Source organism: Pseudarthrobacter raffinosi (genome assembly GCF_023913835.1).
GTDB classification, from domain to species: Bacteria; Actinomycetota; Actinomycetes; order Actinomycetales; family Micrococcaceae; genus Arthrobacter; species Arthrobacter raffinosi.
On record NZ_JAMXBG010000015.1, the window covers coordinates 1 to 23,910 of the forward strand.

Here is a 23,910-nt window from a genome sequence, read left to right on the forward strand (position 1 = left end):
TCAAATCCCCAGACGCACTCATCGCGTTGGCCATGCTCAGCCTCGGCGGTCCCAAACCAATGCTCCCGGGCCGAAATTAACCCACGGAAGAGTCAGGAGAGCCCGTTAATGCCGAACCAACGTCAGGCATGAGCGTTGGCTTGAACCTTCCATCGACCGCTACTACTCGGTAGCGTTTACCATGGCTGACCTCAGCGCGAAAGGCCGCGTCTGCGCAGCCGCAGACCAGATCAGTGCCAAGCAGAGCCCCACCGCCTCCACGGTGCGCGAGCTGGCCGGTAAGTAAGCTCCCGTTCACGTGCCTATCTGGCAGGCCCGGCGCGGCGACCTGCTGGTCTGGGGCTCGGCCCCGGGCCTCTATCACGTGGCCATCTACCTGGGCAACGGCCAGGTAGTGCAGGCGCTGAACCCGGACGAGGGCATCGGCTTGACCCAGTTGAGCCGGATGGCCGGGATGCAGCTCCACCCTTACGCTGCCCGCTACTGACCGGCCCTAGGCACCCGGCCCACGGGTCCACGGGTCCACGGGTTCAGGCTCAGGACAGAACGTCCTTGGTGACGAACCGGCCATAGGCGAGCGCCCCGAACACGGCGATGTAGCCCGCCTGCAGCAGCGCGTTGCTGGTAAAAGAGTCCCACAGCACCGGTTGGCGCAGGACGTCCGCGAAGCCGAACCAGTAATGCGTAAACAGCCAAGGGTGCAGCCATTCCAACTGCGGCAATTGGTCCAGGACCTGCGAGACCACTGACAGCACCACAGTGGCGGCCATGGCGCCCACCGGGACCACCGTCAAGGTGGACAGGAACAGGCCGATCGCCGAGAGTCCTGCCAGGGACACCGCAAGGTAGGCAGCAATCAGGACCAGCCGCAGCGCGGCCTCATGGGGCTGGACGACGTCGCCGGACAGGAGCGTCACCGGCCCAACAGGGAACAGCGAAGCTCCGATCGCTGCCCCGGCCAGCGCAACGGTGACGGGAGCGGCCAGGCAGAACGCCAGCGCTCCCGCGTACTTCACCAGCAGCAGGCGCACGCGCCCGGCGGGCGCCACCAACAGGTACCGCAGCGTGCCCAGGCTGGCCTCGCCGGCGATGGTATCGCCCGCCACGACGCCAATGGTCAAGGGCAGGAACAGCGGCACCGAGACCAGCATCGCCGCGACCGCGACAAAAAGCCCGTTCTGGCTGATCCGGTCCAAGAAGGCAGGTCCCCTTCCGGGAGGAACGGATGACGAGAGCCGGACGGCGACGGCGATCAGCACCGGTATCGCGGCAAGCGCCAGCAGCATGGCCGCGGTCCGGCGACGCCGGAACAGCGTCTTCAGCTCAGACGCCAGCAGGGACAGGCTCGACGGCGCACCTGGAGCGCTCCTGAGCCCAGAACCACTGCTGGTTTCGGAACCAGTACTGGCATCAGGAACGCTGCTGGCTGAAGGGAAACTACCGGCGTCGGAAGCACTATTGGGCAATGTCGAACCCCTCCCCCGTCAGCGCCACAAAGCGCTCCTCCAGGCTTTCCCGCTCAACGGAAAAGCCCCGCACGCGCACCCCGGCCGCCACGAGCTCCGCCACAATGTCCTCCGGGGCCGCCAGCCGGGACGCAGCCGCGGCGGCGGTCAGCACGTCCCCGTCCGGTTCAGGTGTTCCGGCCTCAAGGCTTCTCTCCGGGGACATGCCCAACCGCAGCAGGACCTCACTGGCCGTCCCGGCGTCGGGCGTTAACAGGCGGATCCGGGTCTCACCGGCCTGGCGGAGCTCCGTCAGCGGGCCCTGGGCCACCAGCCGCCCGGCGCTCATGATGGCCGCGTGCGTGCAGATCTGTTCCACTTCTGCCAGGAGGTGGCTGGAGACGAAGACGGTGGCGCCGTCGGCGGCCAGCGACCGGACCAGGCTCCGCACTTCCCGCGTTCCCTGCGGGTCCAGCCCGTTGGTGGGCTCATCGAGCACCAGCAGTTCCCGCGGCGACAGCAGCGCGTTGGCGATCCCCAGCCGCTGCTTCATACCCAGGGAGTAGGCGTGGACCCGCTTGCCGGCGGCGTGCGAGAGGCCCACCCGCTCAAGCGCGGCAGCAACGCGGGCGGTCCGGGTTGCGGGCGCCGCATGCCGGCTGGCAGCATCCAGGCGGTGCAGGTTGGCGGTGCCGGAAAGGAACGGATAAAACGCCGGCCCCTCCACCAGCGCACCGACGCGCGGCAGGACGTCGTGCAGGCGCTGCGGCATCTGCAGGCCCAGGACGCTGACGGTTCCGGCCGACGCCGCGGCAAGGCCCAACAGCATCCTGATGGTGGTGGTTTTGCCGGAACCGTTGGGGCCCAGGAACCCGAACACGGCGCCGTGGGGAACGGCGAGGTCCACGTTGTCGACCGCCAGTTGGTGGCCGAAACGCTTGGTCAGGCCTTGGGTCTCGATGGTCAGCCCGGCCGTCCCATTGCCTGCGGAAGTAGTCCTAGCTGCGGCTATCCCGGGGCCCGCTGTCCCCCCGGCCGCAGTCACGCCGCGCCGGCGGCGGCCTGCAGCCGCTCCGCCGGGACCATCCCCACAAAGATCCTGCCGTCGTCCGTCAGGAGGACGTTGACCAGTGCCGTGGACAGGAGCCGTCCGCCAGGAACGACGACGGCGGCCTGGGACAGGAGCGGATCGTTCAGCAAGGATTCAGTCCAGGCAGCCCCTTGCCCGCCGGGTGCCGCGGGGAACCCGATCACGGTTTCCCAGCCCTTGCCGGTCACTGTTGGCCGGGGTGCGTCACGGTGCCGCACGCTGTCGTCGCTGCCGGGAACCTTGTCCGGGACGGGGAGCTGTTCCGGCACGGCGGTGGGCTGGTCCAGCGGAACCGCGTCCGGAGGAACCTGGTCCGGCGCAGTGGGCTGGTCCGGCGCAGTGGGCTGGTCCGGCGCGGTGGGCTGGTCCGGGCCGCTGTCCGGAACCACGCCGGGCGGAATCCCACCGGGACTGGGCGGGAGGGCTGGCCGGCCGGGCATATACGGGACCGGCGGCACTGGCAGCTCTTTGACCGTCGCGCCCGGCGGGGCAACAAACGTAAACACGGAGTCGTCCGGGGCCGCCAGGGACAGGCTGGTGAAGCCGGCCTCAAAAGCCGGTTCCGCCTGGCCGCGTGCCATCACAGTTACGCGCAGCGGCATTCCTGTCTCGCCGTCGACGGCGATGGCAACTTTCTCAAGCAGTGTTCCCTGCGTCCTTGGCGCCAGTGCCAGGCTGTAGGCGGACCGGCCGGCGACTTCGACGTCCGGACCCACCGTCACCTCGGTGGAACTGTCCACGACGGCGAGGAACTTCCGGGCCAGATCCTCGGGCGTCGGCATTACGGGCGGGCCGGGCACGAACTCGCCGGGCAGGATGGGCAAGGGCAGGTCGGGCTTCGGAAGGTCCGGACCCGGCAGGTCGCCGGGCGGTGCGGGAGGTCCAGGCAGGGCGGGAACTCCGGGCGCAGGCAGCGGCAGGTCGCTGGCGAACGCCGGCAGGGCCAGGTGGGCGGCGCTGTTGTCCTTGGAGTTGTAGAACCACACGTCGTTGTCGCGCCGGATGACGTCGCGTTCAGCGAGCCGGTCCATCACTTGGACCCGCATCTTGGTTGGCCCGTCCATAAAGATCCGGGCGGTGTGTTCGCCGGTCAGGAACTCCAGGACCGACGCGGCCCCGCCGGCCGACACCGGTCCGGAGCTCGGACCGGCGGCCGGCAGTTCGGGCAGGCCCAGCTCGGCGGACTGCTGGACTGTTCCGGAGAATGACCTGGTGTTGTGCTGGCCCAGGAGGGTCAGGACCTCAGCCGGAGTCTTTTGTGGCAGCGGATCGCCGGCCCGCGCCGGAATGGATCCCACCAGCACACCGGCGGCGATCACTGCAGGTACAGCTGCGGCAGGCACCCAGCGCAGCCATGCGCGGTTCATGCCAGCCCCGCTTCATCCTTGGAGCCCATACTTCAGGTTACGCCTGGGGACCACCACCGCACACGTCCCCTTCTGGAAGTCATGCCGAAGGGCACTCCGGCTACGACGGCACCACGGTTCCGGCGCCGCCGTCGACCGTTATTTCCTGCCCGGTGAAGAGCCGGAGCGTGGCGTCCGGGACGCCCACCACCGCCGGGATGCCGTACTCCCGCGCCACCACGGCCCCGTGCGAATTTGGTCCGCCCATCTCCATCACCAGTCCGCCCGCGGTGAGGAACAACGGCGTCCAGCCGGGGTCCGTGGACGGCGCCACCAGGATTTCTCCCGGTTCCAGATGCGCACCCACCGGGTCGAGGATCACGCGGGCGGCCGCTGTGACAACACCGGCCGACGCCGGGCTCCCGCTCAGTGCCCCCGGCACCTTGGATGCCGTCACAGCGTCGCCGGATGGAATGGCTTCCGGCTCCGTGCCGTCCGACAGCAGGACCCGGGGTATGTGGCGCCGTTCAAGTTCCACGGCGTAGTCCGCGCGCCGCTGCGCCACCAGGTCCCGGAGGTCAGCCGCTCCCGAATCGAGGCCGGTCCGGGCTTCATCCAGGTCCAGGAAGAAGACGTCATCCGCGTCGGCTACCACCCCTGCCGCAGCCAGCGCCGCGCCGGCCAAGGCCAGTTGCTTCCGAACTTCGGCGAGGCCCACCACCAGCTGGTACTTGGGCAGCTCGCGCAGTCCGGCGAAAAACCTAACCCGACGCAGTGCCGCCCGGACCACCGTCCCGCGCAGCCGGCCGCGGCTCCGCGCCTCCGCGACGAGGCGGTCAACGCAGGCGTCCGCTTCCTCAGCAGCGTTGCTGAACTGGACATCCGGCGCCAGCCCTGAATCCTCGAGCCGGAGATAGTTGGCCAGGACACCCAGGATGTGGGTGGGGTCATCAGACCAGCGCGGCATCCCGACATCGATCTCGGCCACCGCCCGGTGACCGTACTGGCCCATAAACCGCGCCAGCCCGGACTGCAGCACCGCGGGCAGCCGGCCCGCGCGGAAGTCTTCGGCCAGATCGGCGGGTTTTCGGTCCGTCACGGCGGCGCGGGAACCGCCGTCGTTCTTAATCACCTGGGCGAGGCGCCACAGCTCCAGGTCCATTTCCGTGGTGACGTTGTTGGGCAGCCCGCGGAGCACAACCTGCAGGTCATCCCACCGGCCGCCGCCCAGCAGTTTTCCGGCGAGCGCGAGGGCAGCGAACCCGAGAGCCGGAAGCGGCAGGATGGACGGCACTACCGAGAAGATGCGCGTGCCGAGTACGTGTTCGGCGTGGTCCAGGCGCTGCAGCGGGGTGAGGCCGGCGGGCGGTTCGAGGGAGTCGGCGAACTCGCGCGCCCGCCGGTTGGTCCTGCGGAGGGCCGCGTCCGGGCGGAAAACGGCCCGGAGCAGCGTCTCCGGCACCCTGGCATGCACCGCCGCCGGGACCACGTGCCGCAGCAAGCCCAGCGGCGTCCTGCGAGTCACGGAAAACCGTGGGTCCTCGAAAACCCTGCGCAGCACCGTGGCCGAGCGAGCTTCCATCACGTCAAAGACGCGGGGAACGATCCGTCGGCCGGTGGTGCTGCGGGCTACGGCGGTCAGATCAAAGTAGATCCGTTGGGCCGCCACTGCGTAAGGGGACGGACCCCTGCGCGGCTCGGGCACATCGAACTGCGCCGCGCGGGCCACCGAGGAGGCAATAAGCCGGAAGGCTGCCAGACCCATGGGCGTGATGGGGCGGGTCAGGCCCTGCGCCAGGCTGAAGCAAAGGTAAACGCGCGTGCCCTCCCCGCCGGCGGCCCGCTGCGGGACGGGGAACAGCGTGGTGATGGGCCGCGACTGGGTCAGCCAGAAATGACCATCGCCGGCAATGGCCCATTCAATGTCCTGCGGCGAGCCAAAGTGGCCCTCCACCCGGTGGCCTAAGGCTGCAAGTTCGGCGGCCTGCTTGTCCGTCAGGCACGCCGCCGCCCCGCCGTTGCTGATAGCCAGGGTCCGTGTGCCGCCGCCGGGGATGGGCCGGACCGCGATGCGTTTGTCCCCAAGCCGGCGTTCCAGGACCCGCCCGGTGAGCGGGTCAACGACGAAATGGTCCGGGTTCACGGCCCCGGACACCACCGCTTCCCCCAAGCCCGGGCTGGCATCGATCACGGCCTGCCTCCGGCGGCCCGTCAGCGGGTTCGCGGTGAAAAGCACACCGGCGGCGGTGGCGTCCACCATCCGCTGGACCACCACGGCCAGCGCCACCGCGGCCGGGTCTATCCCCCTGCTTGCCCGGTAGCTGACCGCCCGGTCCGTCCAGAGCGAGGCCCAACAGTTGCGCACGGCTTCCACGACGGCGGCAGCGCCCACCACGTTCAGATAAGTGTCCTGCTGGCCGGCGAAACTCGCCGACGGAAGGTCCTCCGCAGTGGCTGAGGACCGGACGGCCACCGGAACGTTGTCCCCCAGGGCTGCATAGGCCTGTTCGACGGCGGCGGCCACCTCGGTGGGGACCGGGGCGTTTTGGATAATACCCCGGGCCCGGGACGCCAGCACAGCCAGGGCGGGGAGGTCGCCGTCGGGCGTTGCCTGAAGAGCAGTGTGGACGGCGGCGAGCAGGCCGTCCGTTCGATGCGCGTGGCCCGCGGCCGCCTCGCGGTAGGCCTCCGTGGTGAGGCAGAATCCGTCAGGCACGGGCAGCCCGGCGGCGAGCAGCTCCCCCAGGTTGGCCGCTTTGCCACCCACCAGGGGAATCATTGCTGCGGTGACCGCCTCCAATCCGAGGATGGGAGACGAACTGCCGGTGTCAGGCATTTTCATGCCTCCTGCTGCGAAGGTGATGGGTCAGGCTGCGCCGGGGATCGGTCCGAACTGCGCCCGGTCCGCCAGCCGCGGATCGTCGCGGTCCGGAACCACCAGGACCGGGCTCTTGGCGTGGTGGAGCACACCGCCGGACGTGGAGCCCAGGAGCATGCCGGTGAACCCGCCACGGCCCCGGGTGCCCACAACCACCAGTTCTACGTGCCGGCTGGCCTCAACGAGAACATCCACGGCCGAACCGTCCAGCAGTTCCGACTCCACGGAAAGGTTGGGGTAGTGGCTTTTTAGCCAGGCCATCCCGGCGTTAAGTTGGACCCGGATGTCATCGAAGAGGGCTTTGCGGTCCATGGGGGCCGGAACCCAGGCCAGGGAGCCGCTGAACTGCGGCACCGCACAGATCACGCGCAGGGTTGCCCCGAGCCGTTCAGCCTGGTCCGCAGCCTCCAGCACGGCGATGCGTGCCTGTTCGGACCCGTCCACGCCCACCACCACAACGTTCTCGACCTGCTTGTGTCCTGGCTTGGCCTGCTCGGCCCTGATGCGCTTGTCTTCGGTGGTTTCGCCCAGCCGGTCCGAACACACCAGCGGCACCGTGACCGTGGGGCACTTGGCGTGAGCCGGCAGGGCGCTGCTCACCGAGCCCAGCAGGCGTCCCACAAATCCGCCACGGCCGCGGGTGCCGAACACCAGCAGATCGGCTGTCTCGGACATTTCCAGGAGCACACCCGAGGCGTCGCCGTTCTCCACGGAGCCGTCAACTTCGATGTTGTAGCCGGAAACCTTGTCCAGCGCCTGTTTGACGATCGCTTCAGCGCCCTCGCGGATCACGGAATCATCCACGGTGGCGTACCCGCCGTCCAGCCCGGACGCCGCAAAGATCGGCACTGAATACGCGGTGACAATATGCAACGGCCGACGGCGGCGCTCGGCTTCCCGGGCAGCCCACACCAAAGCGCACTGGCCGTGGTCGGATCCATCCACCCCCACAACAATTCCCACCGGAGCAGCCGAATTTCCGGCCCGGTCCTGTTCCGGATCCGGATGCATCTCTTGTGCGCCCATCGGGCCGCCTCCTCGCGATACTGCCTTATGTTGCGGCTATTCTGCCAGAAGCGGCGCCCTCCGCCCGCACCGGCCGCGATGTGGGCCCCGACGGGCTGGAGAACCCTGCTTCCGCTTCTCACTATTCTCGGTCCGCAGACACTTAGCAAGCGGCTGCGGACCGCTGGATGGCGGGTTATTCACAGCCCATGGCAAACGGAGTGGCAACCGTATTCAACGATAAGAAGAATGTTTGTGTTTGGGCTATCCACGGCCCTGAATGTTCTGTAGTCTTCGAGGCACTGCCGGTCCGCCGACGCCCAATTCAGGTGCGTCCCGGGCCGGTGCTGCGGCCGAACTTTGGGGGTAACGGAACGCATGCGGGGCAACGCTGCCTGCATCCGAAAGCCTTTGAAGGAGGAAAACTGTAGTGTCAAGCATGCCTCTGAATGGCGGGACCGAACGGACCACCACGGTGATCATCGGCACGGGGCTCTCAGGCCTGGCTGTCGGCGCAGAATTGCGCCGCCGCGGTGTGGACGCGATTGTGGTGGACGGGCTCGACATCCTCGGCGCCGGACAACCGGCCAACACCGCTTCACTGCAACGCTGCGACGCAGCCGACTCCGACTCCCTCCGGGAGCGCAACGAGATCCTCCGCCACCTGCGCAACTACGCCGCCAGCCACCACATGGATGTCCGCAACACCACCCGGGCGGTTCAGCTGACCATGGTGGGCGGCGCACCAGGCGGAAATACTGCGGGAACAGCCGCGGGCTCCCCGTCCGGCAAGTGGGAAGTCCATACGCCCAACGGAATCCTGCTGGCTGACAACATTGTGCTGACCCGGTGCGCGCACAGCCAGCTGCGGCGCATGCTCAGCGACTTCGGCATCACGGTTGGCCGCAACCTGGTGGCAGCCATGCGGCAGATCGGCATCTACCTCGTGGGAGTGGGCGAGCTCATCACGCCCTCACCAAAGGAAGTCCTGCGTCAGGCGAAGACCGTGGGCCAGGCCATTTCAGCAACGGTCCAGGCCACGGTCCACCCGGAAAGCGCCGCCGCCGTCTAAGCCTGTTCGGTTTCGTCGTCGCTGCCTGCGTCGAGGCGGCGCTTCGCGAGGATACCGATGGCCACCAGCAGCCCGACGGCCACTGCGGCAAAGAGCACCAGGCTCCAGGGGAACGGTTCGGACGCGTCCTCGGCCGGGGCCGGAGCTGCCACGGTTCCCGGCTGCGCGGTTCCCATCGTGGGAACAGCGGCCGACGGCGCGGCTCCCGCCGACGATGTTCCCGAGGGCGCGGCTCCCGCCGCCGCGGCGGTCGCCGTGAAGCCGAATGTCCCCTCAATCGGGTGGGAATCCGAGCTGACCACCCGCCAGGCCACCGTGTACGCCCCCGCCGGAGCGCCGGCCTTGAGCTTTTGGGTGGCAGTGCTGTCCACGATCTCAACAGCGCCGTCCGCCCACTCAGCCCCGGCGGAATCCTTGACGGAGAACTGTGCGCCGATGCCCAGCGGGTTCTTGTTGAAGGTGACGGAGACGTGTTCCGGCGTTGTGGCCACCGTGGCGCCCTGTGCGGGGCTGCTTGACTCGGCCGCATCATGTGCCGTCGCCGGGGCGGAAAACCCCAGCAGCGCGGCGGCAAGAACGAAGGTCCCGAGCACAACGCTCAGCAACTGGCGGCGGATGGATCGCATGGGTGTACTGCTCCCTAGGGTTGGCGTCCTTCAAGCCTAGGCGAACTTCCCTTGGCAGCGGCAGCACACGCTTCCCGGGTACGTTTCCCGGGCACTCTTCCCGGGCACCGGCATTCAGCCGGCGACGTAAGCCGCGAGGTGCTTGCCGGTGAGCGTGGGCTTGGCGGCCACAAGCTCTGCAGGCGTGCCCTCGAAAACGACCTTGCCGCCGTCGTGCCCTGCGCCGGGACCGAGGTCGATGATCCAGTCGGCGTGCGCCATGACCGCCTGGTGGTGCTCGATGACGATGACCGATTTGCCGGACTCGACAAGCCGGTCAAGGAGGCCCAGCAGGTTCTCGACGTCGGCGAGGTGGAGGCCGGTGGTCGGCTCATCGAGGACGTAGACGTCGCCCTTCTCTGCCATCTGCGTGGCCAGCTTGACGCGCTGCCGCTCGCCGCCGGACAGGGTGGTGAGCGGCTGGCCGAGCGTCAGGTAACCAAGCCCGACGTCGACGAGCCGGTCCAGGATCTTGTGGGCGGCGGGCGTGCGGGCCTCCCCTTCGCTGAAGAACACTTCGGCCTCTGTCATGGACATGGCCAGCACTTCGGAGATGTTGCGGCCGCCCAGCGTGTATTCCAGCACTGACGCCTGGAACCGCCGGCCCTCGCAGTCCTCGCACGTGGACTCGACGGTGGCCATCACGCCGAGCTCGGTGAAGATGACGCCCGCGCCGTTGCAGGTGGGGCAGGCACCTTCGGAGTTGGAGCTGAACAGCGCCGGCTTCACGCCGTTGGCCTTCGCGAACGCCTTGCGGATCGGCTCGAGCAGGCCCGTGTAGGTGGCGGGGTTGCTGCGGCGGGAGCCCTTGATGGCGCCCTGGTCGATCATCACAACGCCGTCACGTCCTGCAACGGAACCGTGGATCAGCGAGCTTTTGCCGGAACCGGCCACACCCGTTACCACGCAGAGCACGCCGAGCGGAACGTCCACGTCCACGTCCTGGAGGTTGTGCGTGGAGGCGCCACGCACCTCGAGGACCCCGGACGGTTTGCGGACTGATTCCCTGACCTTGGCCCGGTCATCGAGATGGCGGCCGGTGATGGTGTCGCTCCCCCGCAGCCCCTCCACGCTGCCCTCGAAGCAAACGTTGCCACCCGCGGTGCCGGCGCCGGGACCGAGATCGACCACGTGGTCGGCGATGGCGATGGTCTCGGGCTTGTGCTCGACGACGAGCACGGTGTTGCCCTTGTCCCGCAGCTGAAGCAGCAACTGGTTCATCCGCTCGATGTCGTGCGGGTGCAGGCCGATGGTGGGTTCGTCGAAGACGTAGGTGACGTCCGTGAGGGACGACCCCAGGTGCCGGATCATCTTGGTGCGCTGGGCCTCTCCTCCGGAGAGGGTGCCGGCCGGGCGGTCGAGGGAGAGGTAACCCAGCCCGATCTCGGCGAACGAGTCAAGGAGGTGCCGCAGGCCTTTGAGGAGCGGCGCAACCGACGGCTCGTCGAATTCGCGGACCCACTCGGCCAGGTCGCTGATCTGCATCTCGCAGAGGTCGGCGATGTTCTTGCCCTGGATCCTTGAGGACCTGGCCTCGGGGCTGAGCCGCGTGCCCTCGCACTCGGGGCAGGCCTGGAAAGTGATGGCGCTCTCCACGAAGCGCCGCACGTGCGGCTGCATCGCCTCGACGTCCTTGGACAGCATGGACTTCTGGATCTTCGGGATGATGCCCTCGAACGTGAGGTTGATGCCCTCAACCTTGATCTTGGTGGGCTCGGAGTACAGCATCGTCTCAAGCTGCTTCTTCGTGAACGTGGCAATCGGTTTGTCCATCGGGAGTCCCATGCCCTCGAACAGCCGGCCGTACCAGCCGTCCATGCTGTAGCCGGGGACGGTCAGTGCACCGTCGCCGAGCGACTTGCTGTCGTCGTACAAGGCCGTGAGGTCGAAGTCGGAGACCGAGCCCATGCCCTCGCACCGCGCACACATGCCGCCCAGATAGACAACGTTCTGCACCACGGCCTTCTCCACCCGGCCTCCGGCCTTCTCGGTGCTCATCACACCGCTGGCCTTCCGCGTCGGGACGTTGAAGGAGAATGCCGTGGGCGGCCCGACGTACGGCGTGCCCAGCCGACTGAAGAGAATCCGGAGCATGGCGTTGGCGTCCGTGGCAGTGCCCACCGTGGAGCGGGGGTTCGCGCCCATCCGCTCCTGGTCAACGATGATCGCCGTGGTCAGCCCGTCGAGGTGGTCCACGTCGGGCCGCGCCAAGTTAGGCATGAACCCCTGCACAAAGGCGCTGTAGGTCTCGTTGATCATGCGCTGGGACTCCGCGGCGATCGTCGCGAACACCAGTGAGCTCTTGCCCGATCCGGACACCCCGGTGAACACCGTCAGGCGCCGCTTGGGGATCTCGATGCTGATGTCCTTGAGATTGTTCTCCCGGGCGCCCTGCACACTGATCAGATCGTGGCTGTCGGCAATGTGGTCCGCGGGGAGCTGCTGGACTGTCGATGTGTCAGTAGTCATGGCGTCTCCAACATTGCTCGGCATTGTGAGGTTCCTGACAGACATTCTAGGCACGCACACTAGGCGCGGTCCCCGCCCTCTAGGATCGAGTAACCCCAACAACACATCCCGGAGGACTAATGCTTAAGCAGGGCTCTGCCTTGGACCGGTACTTCAAGATATCCGAGCGGGGGTCCAACCTCTCCCGCGAGATCCGCGGCGGCTTTGCCACGTTCTTCGCCATGAGCTACATCGTGGTGCTTAACCCCCTGATCCTCTCCGGCCCGGATTCCAGCGGCAACACACTTGGTTTTGCCGCCGTGGCTGCTGTGACGGCGTTTGTGGCGGGCATCCTCACCATCCTGATGGGCGCCTGGGGCAGGCACCCCTTCGCGCTGGCCGCGGGGCTGGGCGTGAACGCCTTTGTGGCCGTCACCGTGGCCACTAACCCGGGCCTGACGTGGCCGGACATGATGGGCCTGGTGGTCCTGTCCGGCGTGACCATGATGATCCTGGTCCTCACCGGCTTCCGGACCGCCGTCTTCAAGGCCGTCCCGGACGGGCTCAAGACCGCCATTGTGGTGGGCATCGGACTGTTCATCGCCCTGATCGGGCTGGTGAACGCCGGCTTTGTCCGCCGCATCCCCGACGCTGCCGGTACCACTGTTCCGGTGGGCCTAGGCTTCGACGGCAAGCTGCTGGGCTGGCCCACGGCCGTCTTTGTGTTCGGCCTGATCCTCACCATCGCCCTGGTGGTCCGCAAGGTCAAGGGCGCCATCCTGATCGGCATCATCGCCTCCACCATCATTTCCGTGATCCTGGAAATGACCCTCCACATCGGCCCCAGCTTTGACGGCACTACCGCCAACCCGCAGGGCTGGTCCCTCGTGGCACCGTCCTTTACGGGGTGGAGCGCCCCGGACCTGTCGCTGATCGGCAAGGCCAACCCGTTCGGCGCTTTTGAACACCTGGGCTTCGTGGCCGCCACCCTGCTGGCATTCGTGATCCTGCTCAGCATCTTCTTCGATGCCATGGGCACCATGGTGGGCCTGGCCAACGAGGCCGGCACGGTGGACAAGGACGGCAACATCCCGGACGTGGACCGTGTGCTCCAGGTGGACGCGCTCGGCGCGATCGTGGGTGGCGGCGCCTCCGTCTCCTCGAACCAGATCTATGTTGAGGCCGGCGCCGGGATCGGCGAGGGTGCTCGGACGGGCGTGGCGTCCATCGTCACCGGCCTGCTGTTCCTGGTGGCTATGTTCTTCACCCCGCTGATCAACCTCGTTCCGTTCGAGGCGGTGGCCCCGGCCCTGGTGGTGGTGGGCTTCATGATGGTCTCCCAGGTGGGCAAGATCGACTGGCAGGACTGGGGAATCGCCATCCCGGCTTTCCTGACCATGACCCTGATGCCGTTCACGTACTCCATCGCCAACGGTCTCGGCGCAGGCTTCATCGCCTATGTCCTGATCCGGTCGTTCCAGGGCCGCATCAAGGACGTCCACCCGCTGATGTGGGCGGTGGCCGGCGCGTTCCTGCTGTTCTTCGCCGTCGGTCCCATCGAGGCCGCACTGGGCATGCCCTAGCCCTTCAGCACATACCGCCGCTCGGGCCTGCCCACGCCGTACTTAAGCCGGACCTCCAGCACGCCTTCGTCGTGGAGGTACTCCAGATACCGGCGCGCACTGACCCTGGACGTGCCCAACTGGACCGCCACTTCGGCGGCGGAGAGGTCGCCGTCGGCCTCCTTCAGGGCAGCTTCCACGAGCTTCAGCGTTTCGATGCTGCAGCCCTTCGGCAGCGGCCGATCGGTCCGGTCCAGCCCGAACACCCGGTTCACGTCCGACTGCTCCGCCACATCCTTGGCCGAGTCGAGGCCCTGGTAGGCGCTGCGGTAGTGCTCCAGCCGTTCCTGCAGGTCAGTCTGCGAGAAGGGCTTGATGAGGTAGTGCACAATCCCGCCGCGGAGGGCCTTGCGCACCGTGTCCACTTCACGGGCGGCGCTGATCACCAGGACATCCAGTTCCGGGGCCACTTCGCGCAGTTTGTGCATCAGGTCCAGGCCGTTGATGTCCGGCAGGTGGATATCGAGCAGCACCAGGTCCGGTTGCAGCCGCCCCGTTTCGATGACCGCCTGGGCGCCGGTATGGGCCACCCCGACGACGGCGAACCCGGGAGTGCGCTGAATGAACCCTGCGTGGACCTTGGCCACCATAAAGTCGTCATCGACGATCAGGACTTTGATCATTGCTGCATTCTCCGTGTTCGTTCCAGCCGGGCGGTGAAGACCGCCCCGTTGTTGTTGGTTACCGTGAGGTCGCCGCCGCTGCGCCGGCAGACCACCCGGGACAGCGCCAGGCCGAAGCCCCTGCTGCCGCCGGGGCCCGGGTCCTTGGTGGTGAAACCCTGCTGGAAGATCTCCCCCGGATCCCCGGCGACGCCGGGGCCGGAATCGCGGACGGTGACCGTCACGCCGTCGGCTGTGTCCTCCACGAGCACCCTGACCTCTGCCTCCGGAAGCCCGGTGACGGCGTCGAACGCGTTGTCCACCAGGTTCCCGACGACCGTGGTCAGGTCGCGGGACAGCTCATCATCAACGCGCTTCAGCCCGGATTCCGGGTCTAGCTGCAAGCTAACCCCGCGTTCGGTGGCGAGGCTCGACTTGGCGATCAGGAGCGCGGCGAGCGCCGGGTCCTGGATGCGGCTGGTGACCTCGTCGTTGAGCCGGGTCCTGTCCAGCGTGGCACCGTTGACGAACTGGACCACGGAATCGTATTCCCCGATCTGGATGAGGCCGGAAATCACGTGCAGCTGGTTGGCGAATTCGTGGGCCTGCGCGCGCAACGTGTCAGTGGCCGTCCGGGTGGCGCCCAGTTCACGTTCCAAGGAAGACATCTCAGTTCGGTCGCGCAAGGTGGTGACCGCGCCAATATCCCGGCCCCGGGACTGGATCGGCACACGGTTAAGCACCACAAGCCGCTCCCCCACCAGCACCAGCCGGTCCGGGTCCACCTGCTCCTGGGTGAGAACGTCCTTCAGCGCCGGGTCCACCGCGAGCGCCGCCAGGTCCTTGCCCACACAGTCAGCGGGCAGCCCGAGCAGTTCGCGGGCGCTGTCATTAGCCACAGTTACGCGTTGGTACGGATCGAGGGCAACCACGCCTTCCTTTAACCCACGAAGCATGGCCTCCCGGTTTTCCACCAGCCCGGTGATTTCGCTGGGCTCCATGCCGAGCGTCTGCCGCTTGACCCGGCGGGCCAGCAGCAGCGAGCCGGCTACTCCCAGCACGCTGGCGATACCCAGGTAGGTCAGCAGGTTGGGGGCAGCGTCGCCGAGCCTCTCCAAAACGGACGGATAGTGCCGGCTGATGGAGGCGATCCCGATCATCGTGCCGCTGTCATCAAGGACCGGAACGTGCGCTGAGAGCGACTGCGAACCGGATCCGCCCACCGCGCCGGTCCACGAGCGGCCTTCCATGACCCGGCTGTCACCCAGTTCCAACGGTTGGCCCAACAGACTTGGATCTGAGGAGGCCACCACCGTGCGGTCAATCTTGGCAATAGCCACGTGCGAGGACCCAGAGACCGTCCGCACTGACTCGGCCACCGTGGGGAGGGCTGACCCGGCCCTGGGTTCGGCGGCCGGAAGGAGCGCCCGCACTGTAGGGTTGGCGCCCAGCGCTTCGGCGGCGGAGAGTGCCCGGCGGCCCTCAATCCGTTCAAAGGTCGCGGCCGACTGCGTCAGCGAGATCGCAGCCACGGCCACCAGCACGGCGAGGACGATCAGCAACTGCAGCACCAGGTACTGCCCAGCGAGGGACATTCCTCTACGTCGAGACACTGTGGTTCTTTCCTCTGGGCGGCGGGGGGACCCGCGGGGTCCCGGAACTATACCCCCACCGTACGCGGATCAACGGGGCCGGTGGGCTGCCGGAAACGTGAACGCAATGAACTTAACGTTCTCTGCGTACTCAAGAGTGATGCCCATCACTTACCGGCCTAGCATCGGAACTACAAGTCAGCCCTGCTGATCAATTTTGATTGAAAGAGGAACACCATGCGCCAAATCCGCGCAATGCGAATCGCCGCCGTCGCCGCCGGCATCGCCCTGATGGCCACCGGCTGCGGTGCCACCGGAACCAGCTCCACCAGCACTGCCACCTCCGGCGCTGCTGCCGGCCCGGTGACGGGACTCCAGATCATGGTACCCAACACCCCGGGCGGCGGCTACGACACAACTGCCCGTGCCGCAGCGAAAGTCCTCGACGACGAGAAGGTCGCCACCAATACCGAGGTCTTTAACCTTGCCGGAGCCGGCGGAACCGTGGGCCTGGCCCGCATTGTCAACGAAAAGGGCAATGGGGACCTGACCATGCTCATGGGACTCGGGGTGGTGGGCGCCAGCTACACCAACAAGTCCGAGTCCAAACTGACAGCCACAACCCCGCTGGCTAAGCTCATTGAAGAGCCTGGTGCCATCATGGTCAGCAAGGATTCACCCTACAAGACCATCGACGATCTGGTGAAGGCCTGGAAGGCTGACCCGGGCTCTATCGCCGTAGGCGGCGGTTCCTCCCCCGGCGGCCCGGACCACCTGCTGCCCATGCAGCTCGCGGGTGCGGTTGGCATCGACGCCACCAAGGTCAACTTCGTGTCCTACGACGGCGGCGGGGACCTCCTCCCAGCCATCCTGGGCAACAAGGTGGGCTTCGCAGCTTCGGGCGCCGGCGAGTACCTCCAGCAGATCCAGTCCGGCGAGGTCCGCGTCCTGGCGACTAGCGGTGCCGAACGGCTCAAAGCCGTCGACGCTCCCACCCTAAAGGAATCTGGCATCGACCTGGTATTCACCAACTGGCGCGGCATCGTGGCCCCTCCGGGAATCTCCGAGGATGACAAAGCCAAGCTGATTGCCGCCCTCGAAAAGATGCACGGCACCGCTGCCTGGAAGGAAACCCTTGTGAAGCACAGCTGGACGGACGCCTTCATCACCGGGGACGAATTCAAAACCTTCCTGACCGAGCAGGACAAGCGGGTGGCGGACGTCCTCACGAAGCTTGGCCTGGCGTGAGTTCGTCACAAACTTTGACTTCCAGGCTCAAAGGCCGCTCCGAGCTGGGGGTTGCCCTCCTGCTCGGAGTGGCGGGCGTCCTCGTCCTGGTGGATGCATTAGCCCTGGTAACTCCGTATTCTCAATCGGATCCCGTGGGACCAAAGACGCTGCCGTACATAGTGGCCGGCCTGCTCTTCGTCTGCGCGATCATGCTGGCAGTCAACGTGCTGCGCGGCGGACAGGGCGAAGCCGAAGGCGGTGAGGATGTGGATCTCTCACACCCCGCGGACTGGAAGACCGTCCTGCCGCTGGTGGGAGCCTTTGTCGCCAACATCCTGTTGATCGACTGGGCAGGCTGGGTCATCTCCGGGACCGTGCTGTTCTGGGGCAGTGCGTGGGCCTTGGGCAGCCGGCACTACGCACGTGACGGCATCATCGCGGTACTCCTGTCCGTGCTCACCTTTTACGGTTTCTACTTGGGCCTCGGCATACCGCTGCCCGCCGGCCTCCTGGAAGGGATTCTCTGATGGATGTCTTCTCCTCCCTCATGGACGGCTTTGCCACAGCACTGACCCCCATGAATTTCCTTTACGCTGTCATCGGTGTGCTCCTGGGCACTGCCGTCGGAGTGCTCCCAGGCCTGGGCCCGGCTATGACCGTTGCTTTGCTGCTCCCGGTTACGTATGTCCTGGAACCCACCAGCGCCTTCATTATGTTCGCTGGCATCTACTACGGCGGCATGTACGGCGGATCCACTACCTCCATCCTGCTCAACACCCCGGGTGAATCGTCGTCTGTGGTGACGGCCATTGAAGGCAACAAGATGGCCAAAGCCGGCAGGGCCGCCCAAGCCCTGGCGACGGCGGCTATCGGCTCGTTTGTGGCGGGCACTATAGGCACCGCTTTGCTGGCTGTCTGCGCACCGATTGTGGTGGAGTTCGCCGTCAGCCTTGGAGCCCCAAGCTACTTTGCCATCATGGTCCTGGCGCTCCTGGCAGTAACCGCCGTCCTTGGCTCATCCCGCCTGCGGGGCTTTGCCTCTCTGGGCCTCGGCCTGGCGATCGGTCTGATTGGCATGGATTCAGTCACCGGCCAGCGCCGTCTCACCTTCGGCCAGCCCTTGCTGGCTGACGGCCTGGACATCGTGGTGGTGGCAGTGGCCATCTTCGCCGTGGGCGAGGCACTGTGGGTTGCCGCACACTTGCGGCGCAACCCGCTGCAAATCATCCCCGTAGGACGTCCGTGGATGGGCAAGGAGGACTGGAAGCGCTCCTGGAAGCCCTGGCTCCGTGGAACGGCGTACGGTTTCCCGTTTGGTGCACTTCCGGCCGGCGGGGCCGAGATCCCCACGTTCCTGTCCTATGTCACCGAGAAACGCCTCAGCAAGCACCCCGAGGAGTTCGGCAAGGGCGCCATCGAGGGGGTTGCCGGGCCGGAAGCAGCCAACAATGCGGCCGCCGCCGGCACCATGACCCCCCTGCTGGCCCTGGGCCTGCCCACCAACGCGACCGCAGCCGTGATGCTGGCAGCCTTTGCTTCATACGGCATCCAGCCGGGACCCCTGCTGTTCGCCAACGAAGGACCGCTGGTCTGGGCGCTGATCGCGAGCCTCTTCATTGGCAACTTCCTGCTCCTGGTCATCAACCTGCCCCTGGCTCCCATGTGGGCAAAAATCCTACAGTTACCGCGGCCATATCTGTATGCGGGGATCCTGTTCTTCGCCACGCTGGGCGCCTATTCGGTGAACCTGCAGGTGTTCGATCTGGTGCTCCTGCTGGCCCTCGGTGCGCTCGGATTCATGATGCGCCGCTTCGGACTCCCTGTACTGCCGCTCATCCTCGGCGTGATCCTGGGGCCGCGGATCGAAGGGCAGCTTCGCAGGACGCTGCAGCTCAGCGCGGGCGACCCCGCCGGACTCTTTGGTGAACCGATTGCCATCGGCGTTTATGTCATCATTGCGATCATCCTCATATGGCCGCTGCTGTTCAAGCTGTGGCGCCGCAACCGTCCGGCCACCAGCCTCCCGTCCCCAAACGCCACTCGCGGATCCGAACCGACAGACGTGGCCCGCGGCTCCGTCAGCCATGGCAGCCACCGGGCCGACGGAAATTCCGACGGCGACGGCTAGTAAGTCCACGCCTTCCCCTCCACCGCCGGCGGCAGAAAACCACAAAGTACAGACCAGACCGCAGACCACAAGGAGCAACCATGACGATCGTGGTGGGATACGTCCCCACACCAGAGGGCGAAGCGGCGCTGACTCAGGCCATCGCCGAAGCCCGGAAGAACAACACCACCCTGTTGGTGATCAACTCCTCCAAGGGCGATGCCCTGGTGGACAACCGGTACGCCCAGGAGCCCGAAGTGCAGAGCATCGAGGCGCGCCTGGCCACCCACGGGATCGACCACGTGATCAAGCAGCCGGTCCGTGGCCATGACGCGGCAGCGGAGGTCCTCGATGCCGCGGAGGAGCACAACGCCGACCTCATCGTGATCGGGATTCGCCGCCGCACCCCGGTGGGCAAACTGATCATGGGCAGCACCTCGCAGCGGATCCTGCTCGAGGCTGATTGTCCAGTTCTGGCCGTCAAAGCGGGCATGGCGGGCTGAGCGGGCGTTACCTTCGATCCGAAGCTTGTTCGTGAGACCACACCTTAACGGTGCGGTTCAGCGAACAAGCTTCGGATTTTCGGCGTCTGGGCGTTCGAGATAGCAGTCATCTGACATCTAGGTTCATCACCGGTATACTTGAAGCTATGACTATAGCTACATTGGAACGCCCCCTGGCCGCCGTTACGGCCGACGAGGCCTCAGATGCCCGGTCCATCGACCTGCAGTTTTCCACTGCCGACGAGATGCATGAAGGCCTGGACAACGCCGTTGCCACGCTGATCGAGCCGGCAAAAGACGCGGCCTGCGGCATCCTTGTGACGCGCCTGCGCCCGGGACGCTTCACCGTGGCCCTGGACGAGTCGGTCCCCTTTGGTGAAACGTACGAAAGCATTGCAGCCTGAGCTGATTCGGCCCTGGATCCGGGCTTCGATCGATGCTTCGATCCCGCCCGCGATCCACGCAAAGAGTCCCCGACTTCCGTTACCGGAAGTCGGGGACTCTTTGCTATTTGGTCTTGTGTTCCTAACTCCTGCGGACCTCTACACCGTCGGATTTAAGGAAAAGTTCTTTTTCTGACGGAGTGGCCGGCACGAGCCACAGCACGTTCCCGCTCTGCGATACTTCTTCCACTTCGCCCGCCGCAATGACGTGCGCGTGTTTGATGATTTCCACCCGGTCCCCGGCTTTGAGCGTTCCCCACTCCGAGATGGTGGCCGAGTGGACATTGCGCCTCGACAGGACAGCCCCACGTGCTTTCATTTGAACTACTACCCCTTTGTATACGTCCTGCGCCACAGCCTCTTTGATGTGACTTTTACTACACCTTCAGTTCTACTACACTTCCCGGCGTCGAATTGTTCGTGTTGCACCATATTTCGACATTGGACGAATTTCTCGGCAGGACCGAAGGATATTCCCGCTCAGGCAAGAATTCCGACGGCGGATTCGGCGGCTGCCCGGACTCTTCCTGAGGCAACCAGACGGTCAGCTGCCTCCAGCTCCGGTGACAGGAACCGGTCGGTTCCCGGGCCTTCGACGACGGACCGCAGCACCCCGATCACTGCAGCGCCTGCCGGGCCGGGGAGGAGCTCGCCGTCGGACAGCTGCGTCCGCATGTCGATGGCGCGGGCACTCGTCACCAGTTCGATGGCCAGGACGCGGCGAAGGTTCTCCACGGCCTTGCGGAGCTTTCGGGCCGCGTGCCAGCCCATGGACACGTGGTCCTCCTGCATGGCGGAGCTGGGAATGGAATCCACCGACGCCGGGACGGCCAGGCGCTTGTTCTCCGAGACCAGCCCGGCCTGCGTGTACTGGGCGATCATCAGGCCCGAGTCGACACCCGGATCCGCGGCCAGGAACGCCGGCAGCCCGTGCGAACGCGCCGGGTCCAGCATCCGGTCCGTCCGGCGCTCAGCGATGGAGCTGAGGTCCGCAACGGCAATGGCCAGGAAGTCCAGGACGTAGGCCACTGGTGCGCCGTGGAAGTTGCCGTTGGAGCTGACGCGCCCGTCCGGCAGGACCACCGGGTTGTCGATGGCCGCGGCGAGCTCGCGGGATGCCACCATGGCGGCGTAGTCCACCGTGTCCCGCGCGGCCCCGGCCACCTGGGGCGCGCAGCGCAGCGAGTAGGCGTCCTGGACTTTGGAATCCCCCACCCGGTGCGAGGCCACGATCGGCGAGTTCGACAACACACGCAGCATGTTGTCCGCGCTGGCGGCCTGGCCGGGGTGCGGACGCAAGGCCGCATGCAGCTCCGGCACAAAGACCTGGTCCGTACCCAGCAGCGCCTCGACACTGAGCGCGGCGGTGATGTCCGCCGTCGTCAGCAGTTGGCGAAGGTCCGCGATGGCCATCAGGAGCATGCCCAGCATTCCCTCGGTGCCGTTTACCAGCGCCAGGCCTTCCTTCTCGGCGAGGGTGACCGGTTCGATACCGTGCCCGGCGAGCAGCTCGGCGACAGGCGCCTCACCCCGCCCGCCGTACGTCACGCCGTCGGGCCCTTCCGCTTCACCCTCTCCCATCAGCACCAGGGCGCAGTGGGACAGCGGGGCGAGGTCGCCGGAGCAGCCAAGCGAGCCGAATTCGCGGACCACCGGTGTGATGCCGGCGTTGAGCACGTCCACCATGGTCTGCAGGACGACGGGGCGGACGCCGGTGCGGCCGGATGCGAGGGTTTTGGCGCGCAGGAACATAATGCCGCGGACCACCTCGCGTTCCACGGCCGGGCCCATGCCGGCGGCGTGGCTGCGGATCAGCGATTTCTGCAGCTGGGTGCGCAGCTCGCTGGGGATGTGCCGGTTGGCCAGCGCGCCGAAGCCGGTGGAAATGCCATAGGCGGGGGTCTCGCTGTGCGCGAGTTCGTCGATGTGCGCGCGGACCTTCGCCACCGTGTCCAGCGCCTCCTGGGCGATGGTCACCTGGGCGTTGTGACGGGCGACGGCGACAAGGTCCTCGGGCGTGACGCCGCTGGAGCCGAGGGTGACGGTGAGCGGTGAGTGGGTGGTGACGGTCACTTTGTGATTCCTTCTTGCATCGGGATGCGGACGCCGCGCTCTTTGGCGACGTCGAGTGCGCGGTCGTAGCCGGCGTCGGCGTGGCGGATGACGCCCATGCCGGGGTCGTTGGTGAGGAGGCGTTCGAGTTTCTGCGCGGCGAGGTCGGTGCCGTCGGCGACGGAGACCTGGCCGGCGTGGATGGAGCGGCCGATACCGACGCCGCCGCCGTGGTGGATCGAGACCCAGGTGGCGCCGGAGGCGGTGTTAAGCAGGGCGTTGAGCAGCGGCCAGTCCGCGATCGCGTCGGAGCCGTCGGCCATGGCCTCGGTCTCCCGGTACGGGGAGGCGACGGAGCCGGAGTCCAGGTGGTCGCGGCCGATCACGATGGGCGCCTTGACCTTGCCTTCCTTGACGAGCTGGTTGAACAGCAGGCCGGCCTTGGCGCGGTCGCCGTAGCCCAGCCAGCAGATCCGGGCCGGCAGGCCCTCGAACTCGACCCGTTCCTGGGCCGCATCGATCCAGCGGTGCAGGTGCTTGTTCTCGGGGAAGAGTTCCTTGATGGCCGCATCCGTGACCGCGATGTCCTCGGGGTCACCGGAGAGCGCCACCCAGCGGAACGGGCCCAGACCCTCGCAGAACAGCGGGCGGATGTAGGCCGGGACGAAGCCGGGGAATTCGAAGGCACGGGTGTAGCCGCCCTTGCGGGCCTCGTCGCGGATGGAGTTGCCGTAGTCGAAGACCTCGGCACCGGCGTCCTGGAACTCCACCATGGCCTGGACGTGCCGGGCCATCGAGGCCTGGGCCTTCTTGGTGAAGCCCTCCGGGTCGGCGGTGGCCTCGGTATGCCATTCCAGGACCGTGATGCCTTCGGGCAGGTAGGACAGCGGGTCGTGGGCGGAGGTCTGGTCCGTGACGATGTCGACCGTGAGTTCGCCCGCACGGTGGCGGCGCAGGATCTCGGGGAAGACCTCGGCGGCGTTCCCGACATAGCCCACGGACCAGCCGCGGCGCTCCTCCTTGGCCGCCAGGACCTTGGCGATGGCGGTGTCGAGGTCGGTTTCGACCTCGTCGAGGTAGCGTTTGCCGGCGCGGCGGCGGAGGTGGCTTTCGTCGACGTCGACGATCAGGCAGGCGCCCTCGTTCAGGGTGACGGCGAGCGGCTGCGCGCCGCCCATGCCGCCGCAGCCGCCGGTGAGGGTCAGGGTGCCGGCGAGGGTGCCGTCCTCGTCTCCGGTGAGTTTGCGGGCGATCGCGGCGAAGGTCTCGAAGGTGCCCTGCAGGATGCCCTGGGTGCCGATGTAGATCCAGGACCCGGCGGTCATCTGGCCGTACATCATCAGGCCCTCGGCCTCGAGCCGGCGGAACTCGGGCCAGGTGGCCCAGTCGCCCACGAGGTTGGAGTTCGCCAGCAGCACCCGCGGCGCCCATTCGTTGGTCCGGAACACACCGACCGGCTTGCCGGACTGGACCAGCAGCGTCTCGTCGTTCTCCATGGTTTCGAGGGTGCGGGTGATCGCATCAAACGCCGCCCAGGACCGGACGGCACGGCCGGTCCCGCCGTAGACCACCAGGTCATCCGGGCGTTCGGCGACCTCGGGGTCCAGGTTGTTCATCAGCATCCGCAGCGGGGCTTCGGTCTGCCAGCTCTTGGCGGTGAGCTCGGTGCCGCGGGCAGCTTTGACCGGGCGGGCACCGGTAGTGAAATCGGCGGGTGCCATGAGGGACTCCTTTGTGTTCTGGGCGAGTACGAGGTTCGCGGTGTTGGGAAGAGGTTCTGTATCAACTAAAGCCGTTCCGGGCCGGGCCG

At 66.8% G+C, this 23,910-nt stretch carries 19 protein-coding genes and 1 pseudogene; 8 read left to right on the plus strand and 12 right to left on the minus strand.

What is annotated here, in order from left to right; genetic code table 11:
- Window positions 1–286: 286 nt before the first annotated feature.
- Window positions 287–487 (plus strand): annotated as a pseudogene (locus NG697_RS14490) (NlpC/P60 family protein); the annotation flags it as partial.
- A gap of 49 nt (window positions 488–536) precedes the next feature.
- Here NG697_RS14490 and NG697_RS14495 read toward each other — a convergent pair.
- The 5 genes from NG697_RS14495 to NG697_RS14515 all read right to left on the minus strand — a co-directional run bounded on the left by NG697_RS14495 (window position 537) and on the right by NG697_RS14515 (window position 7,785).
- Window positions 537–1,334 (minus strand): ABC transporter permease, encoded by a 798-nt coding sequence (locus NG697_RS14495; RefSeq protein WP_256473008.1) that lies wholly within the window; start codon window positions 1,332–1,334, stop codon window positions 537–539.
- A gap of 121 nt (window positions 1,335–1,455) precedes the next feature.
- Window positions 1,456–2,412 (minus strand): ABC transporter ATP-binding protein, encoded by a 957-nt coding sequence (locus tag NG697_RS14500; RefSeq protein WP_252600671.1) that lies wholly within the window; start codon window positions 2,410–2,412, stop codon window positions 1,456–1,458.
- A 74-nt stretch (window positions 2,413–2,486) separates the two neighbouring features.
- Window positions 2,487–3,902 (minus strand): LolA family protein, encoded by a 1,416-nt coding sequence (locus NG697_RS14505; protein ID WP_252614543.1) that lies wholly within the window; start codon window positions 3,900–3,902, stop codon window positions 2,487–2,489.
- Between the two features lie 100 nt (window positions 3,903–4,002).
- Window positions 4,003–6,723: a PEP/pyruvate-binding domain-containing protein gene (locus NG697_RS14510; protein ID WP_252614544.1), complete on the minus strand. Its 2,721-nt coding sequence runs from the start codon at window positions 6,721–6,723 to the stop codon at window positions 4,003–4,005.
- A 24-nt stretch (window positions 6,724–6,747) separates the two neighbouring features.
- Window positions 6,748–7,785, minus strand: a complete 1,038-nt coding sequence (locus NG697_RS14515; RefSeq protein ID WP_104063147.1) for a universal stress protein — start codon at window positions 7,783–7,785, stop codon at window positions 6,748–6,750.
- A 418-nt stretch (window positions 7,786–8,203) separates the two neighbouring features.
- On the opposite strand from NG697_RS14515, the gene NG697_RS14520 reads away from it, so the two are divergent.
- On the plus strand, window positions 8,204–8,836 hold the full coding sequence (locus NG697_RS14520; RefSeq protein ID WP_104063146.1) for an NAD(P)/FAD-dependent oxidoreductase: 633 nt from the start codon (window positions 8,204–8,206) through the stop codon (window positions 8,834–8,836).
- Here NG697_RS14520 and NG697_RS14525 read toward each other — a convergent pair.
- Together NG697_RS14525 and NG697_RS14530 are read right to left on the minus strand one after the other, a co-directional pair.
- Window positions 8,833–9,462, minus strand: coding sequence for a copper resistance CopC family protein (locus NG697_RS14525; protein ID WP_252610707.1), 630 nt, complete (start codon window positions 9,460–9,462; stop codon window positions 8,833–8,835). The two genes, NG697_RS14520 and NG697_RS14525, sit on opposite strands and share 4 nt — an antisense overlap.
- Window positions 9,463–9,576: 114 nt before the next feature.
- Complete coding sequence (locus tag NG697_RS14530) at window positions 9,577–11,970, minus strand: ATP-binding cassette domain-containing protein (protein ID WP_252614545.1); 2,394 nt, start codon at window positions 11,968–11,970, stop codon at window positions 9,577–9,579.
- A 119-nt stretch (window positions 11,971–12,089) separates the two neighbouring features.
- Between NG697_RS14530 and NG697_RS14535 the strand changes: the two genes are divergently transcribed.
- Window positions 12,090–13,532, plus strand: a complete 1,443-nt coding sequence (locus tag NG697_RS14535; RefSeq protein WP_252600540.1) for an NCS2 family permease — start codon at window positions 12,090–12,092, stop codon at window positions 13,530–13,532.
- Here NG697_RS14535 and NG697_RS14540 read toward each other — a convergent pair.
- Both NG697_RS14540 and NG697_RS14545 read right to left on the minus strand, forming a co-directional pair.
- On the minus strand, window positions 13,529–14,194 hold the full coding sequence (locus NG697_RS14540; protein WP_058930259.1) for a response regulator: 666 nt from the start codon (window positions 14,192–14,194) through the stop codon (window positions 13,529–13,531). The two genes, NG697_RS14535 and NG697_RS14540, sit on opposite strands and share 4 nt — an antisense overlap.
- The gene (locus tag NG697_RS14545) at window positions 14,191–15,768 is read right to left on the minus strand and encodes a sensor histidine kinase (protein WP_252600541.1); all 1,578 of its coding nucleotides are present in this window, start codon (window positions 15,766–15,768) and stop codon (window positions 14,191–14,193) included. The genes NG697_RS14540 and NG697_RS14545 overlap by 4 nt, the downstream gene beginning before the upstream one ends.
- A gap of 234 nt (window positions 15,769–16,002) precedes the next feature.
- On the opposite strand from NG697_RS14545, the gene NG697_RS14550 reads away from it, so the two are divergent.
- The 5 genes from NG697_RS14550 (at window position 16,003) to NG697_RS14570 (ending at window position 20,009) form a co-directional block, all read left to right on the plus strand.
- Window positions 16,003–17,013, plus strand: coding sequence for a Bug family tripartite tricarboxylate transporter substrate binding protein (locus NG697_RS14550; protein ID WP_252600543.1), 1,011 nt, complete (start codon window positions 16,003–16,005; stop codon window positions 17,011–17,013).
- Window positions 17,010–17,522 (plus strand): tripartite tricarboxylate transporter TctB family protein, encoded by a 513-nt coding sequence (locus tag NG697_RS14555; protein WP_252600544.1) that lies wholly within the window; start codon window positions 17,010–17,012, stop codon window positions 17,520–17,522. The genes NG697_RS14550 and NG697_RS14555 overlap by 4 nt, the downstream gene beginning before the upstream one ends.
- Window positions 17,522–19,123: a tripartite tricarboxylate transporter permease gene (locus NG697_RS14560; RefSeq protein WP_252600545.1), complete on the plus strand. Its 1,602-nt coding sequence runs from the start codon at window positions 17,522–17,524 to the stop codon at window positions 19,121–19,123. Before NG697_RS14555 ends, NG697_RS14560 begins: the two co-directional genes overlap by 1 nt.
- 80 nt (window positions 19,124–19,203) lie before the next feature.
- On the plus strand, window positions 19,204–19,605 hold the full coding sequence (locus NG697_RS14565) for a universal stress protein (RefSeq protein WP_252600547.1): 402 nt from the start codon (window positions 19,204–19,206) through the stop codon (window positions 19,603–19,605).
- A gap of 146 nt (window positions 19,606–19,751) precedes the next feature.
- Window positions 19,752–20,009 carry a hypothetical protein gene (locus tag NG697_RS14570; protein ID WP_252600549.1) on the plus strand — a complete coding sequence of 86 codons (258 nt, stop codon included), beginning with the start codon at window positions 19,752–19,754 and terminating at the stop codon, window positions 20,007–20,009.
- Between the two features lie 121 nt (window positions 20,010–20,130).
- Here NG697_RS14570 and NG697_RS14575 read toward each other — a convergent pair whose 3' ends face one another.
- The 3 genes from NG697_RS14575 to hutU all read right to left on the minus strand — a co-directional run bounded on the left by NG697_RS14575 (window position 20,131) and on the right by hutU (window position 23,821).
- Window positions 20,131–20,367 (minus strand): hypothetical protein, encoded by a 237-nt coding sequence (locus NG697_RS14575; RefSeq protein WP_056348863.1) that lies wholly within the window; start codon window positions 20,365–20,367, stop codon window positions 20,131–20,133.
- A gap of 161 nt (window positions 20,368–20,528) precedes the next feature.
- A complete protein-coding gene (gene hutH, locus NG697_RS14580) occupies window positions 20,529–22,121 on the minus strand; it encodes a histidine ammonia-lyase (protein WP_252600551.1) in 1,593 nt (530 codons plus the stop codon).
- The gene (gene hutU / locus NG697_RS14585) at window positions 22,118–23,821 is read right to left on the minus strand and encodes a urocanate hydratase (protein WP_252614546.1); all 1,704 of its coding nucleotides are present in this window, start codon (window positions 23,819–23,821) and stop codon (window positions 22,118–22,120) included. Before hutU ends, hutH begins: the two co-directional genes overlap by 4 nt.
- Window positions 23,822–23,910 lie beyond the last annotated feature (89 nt).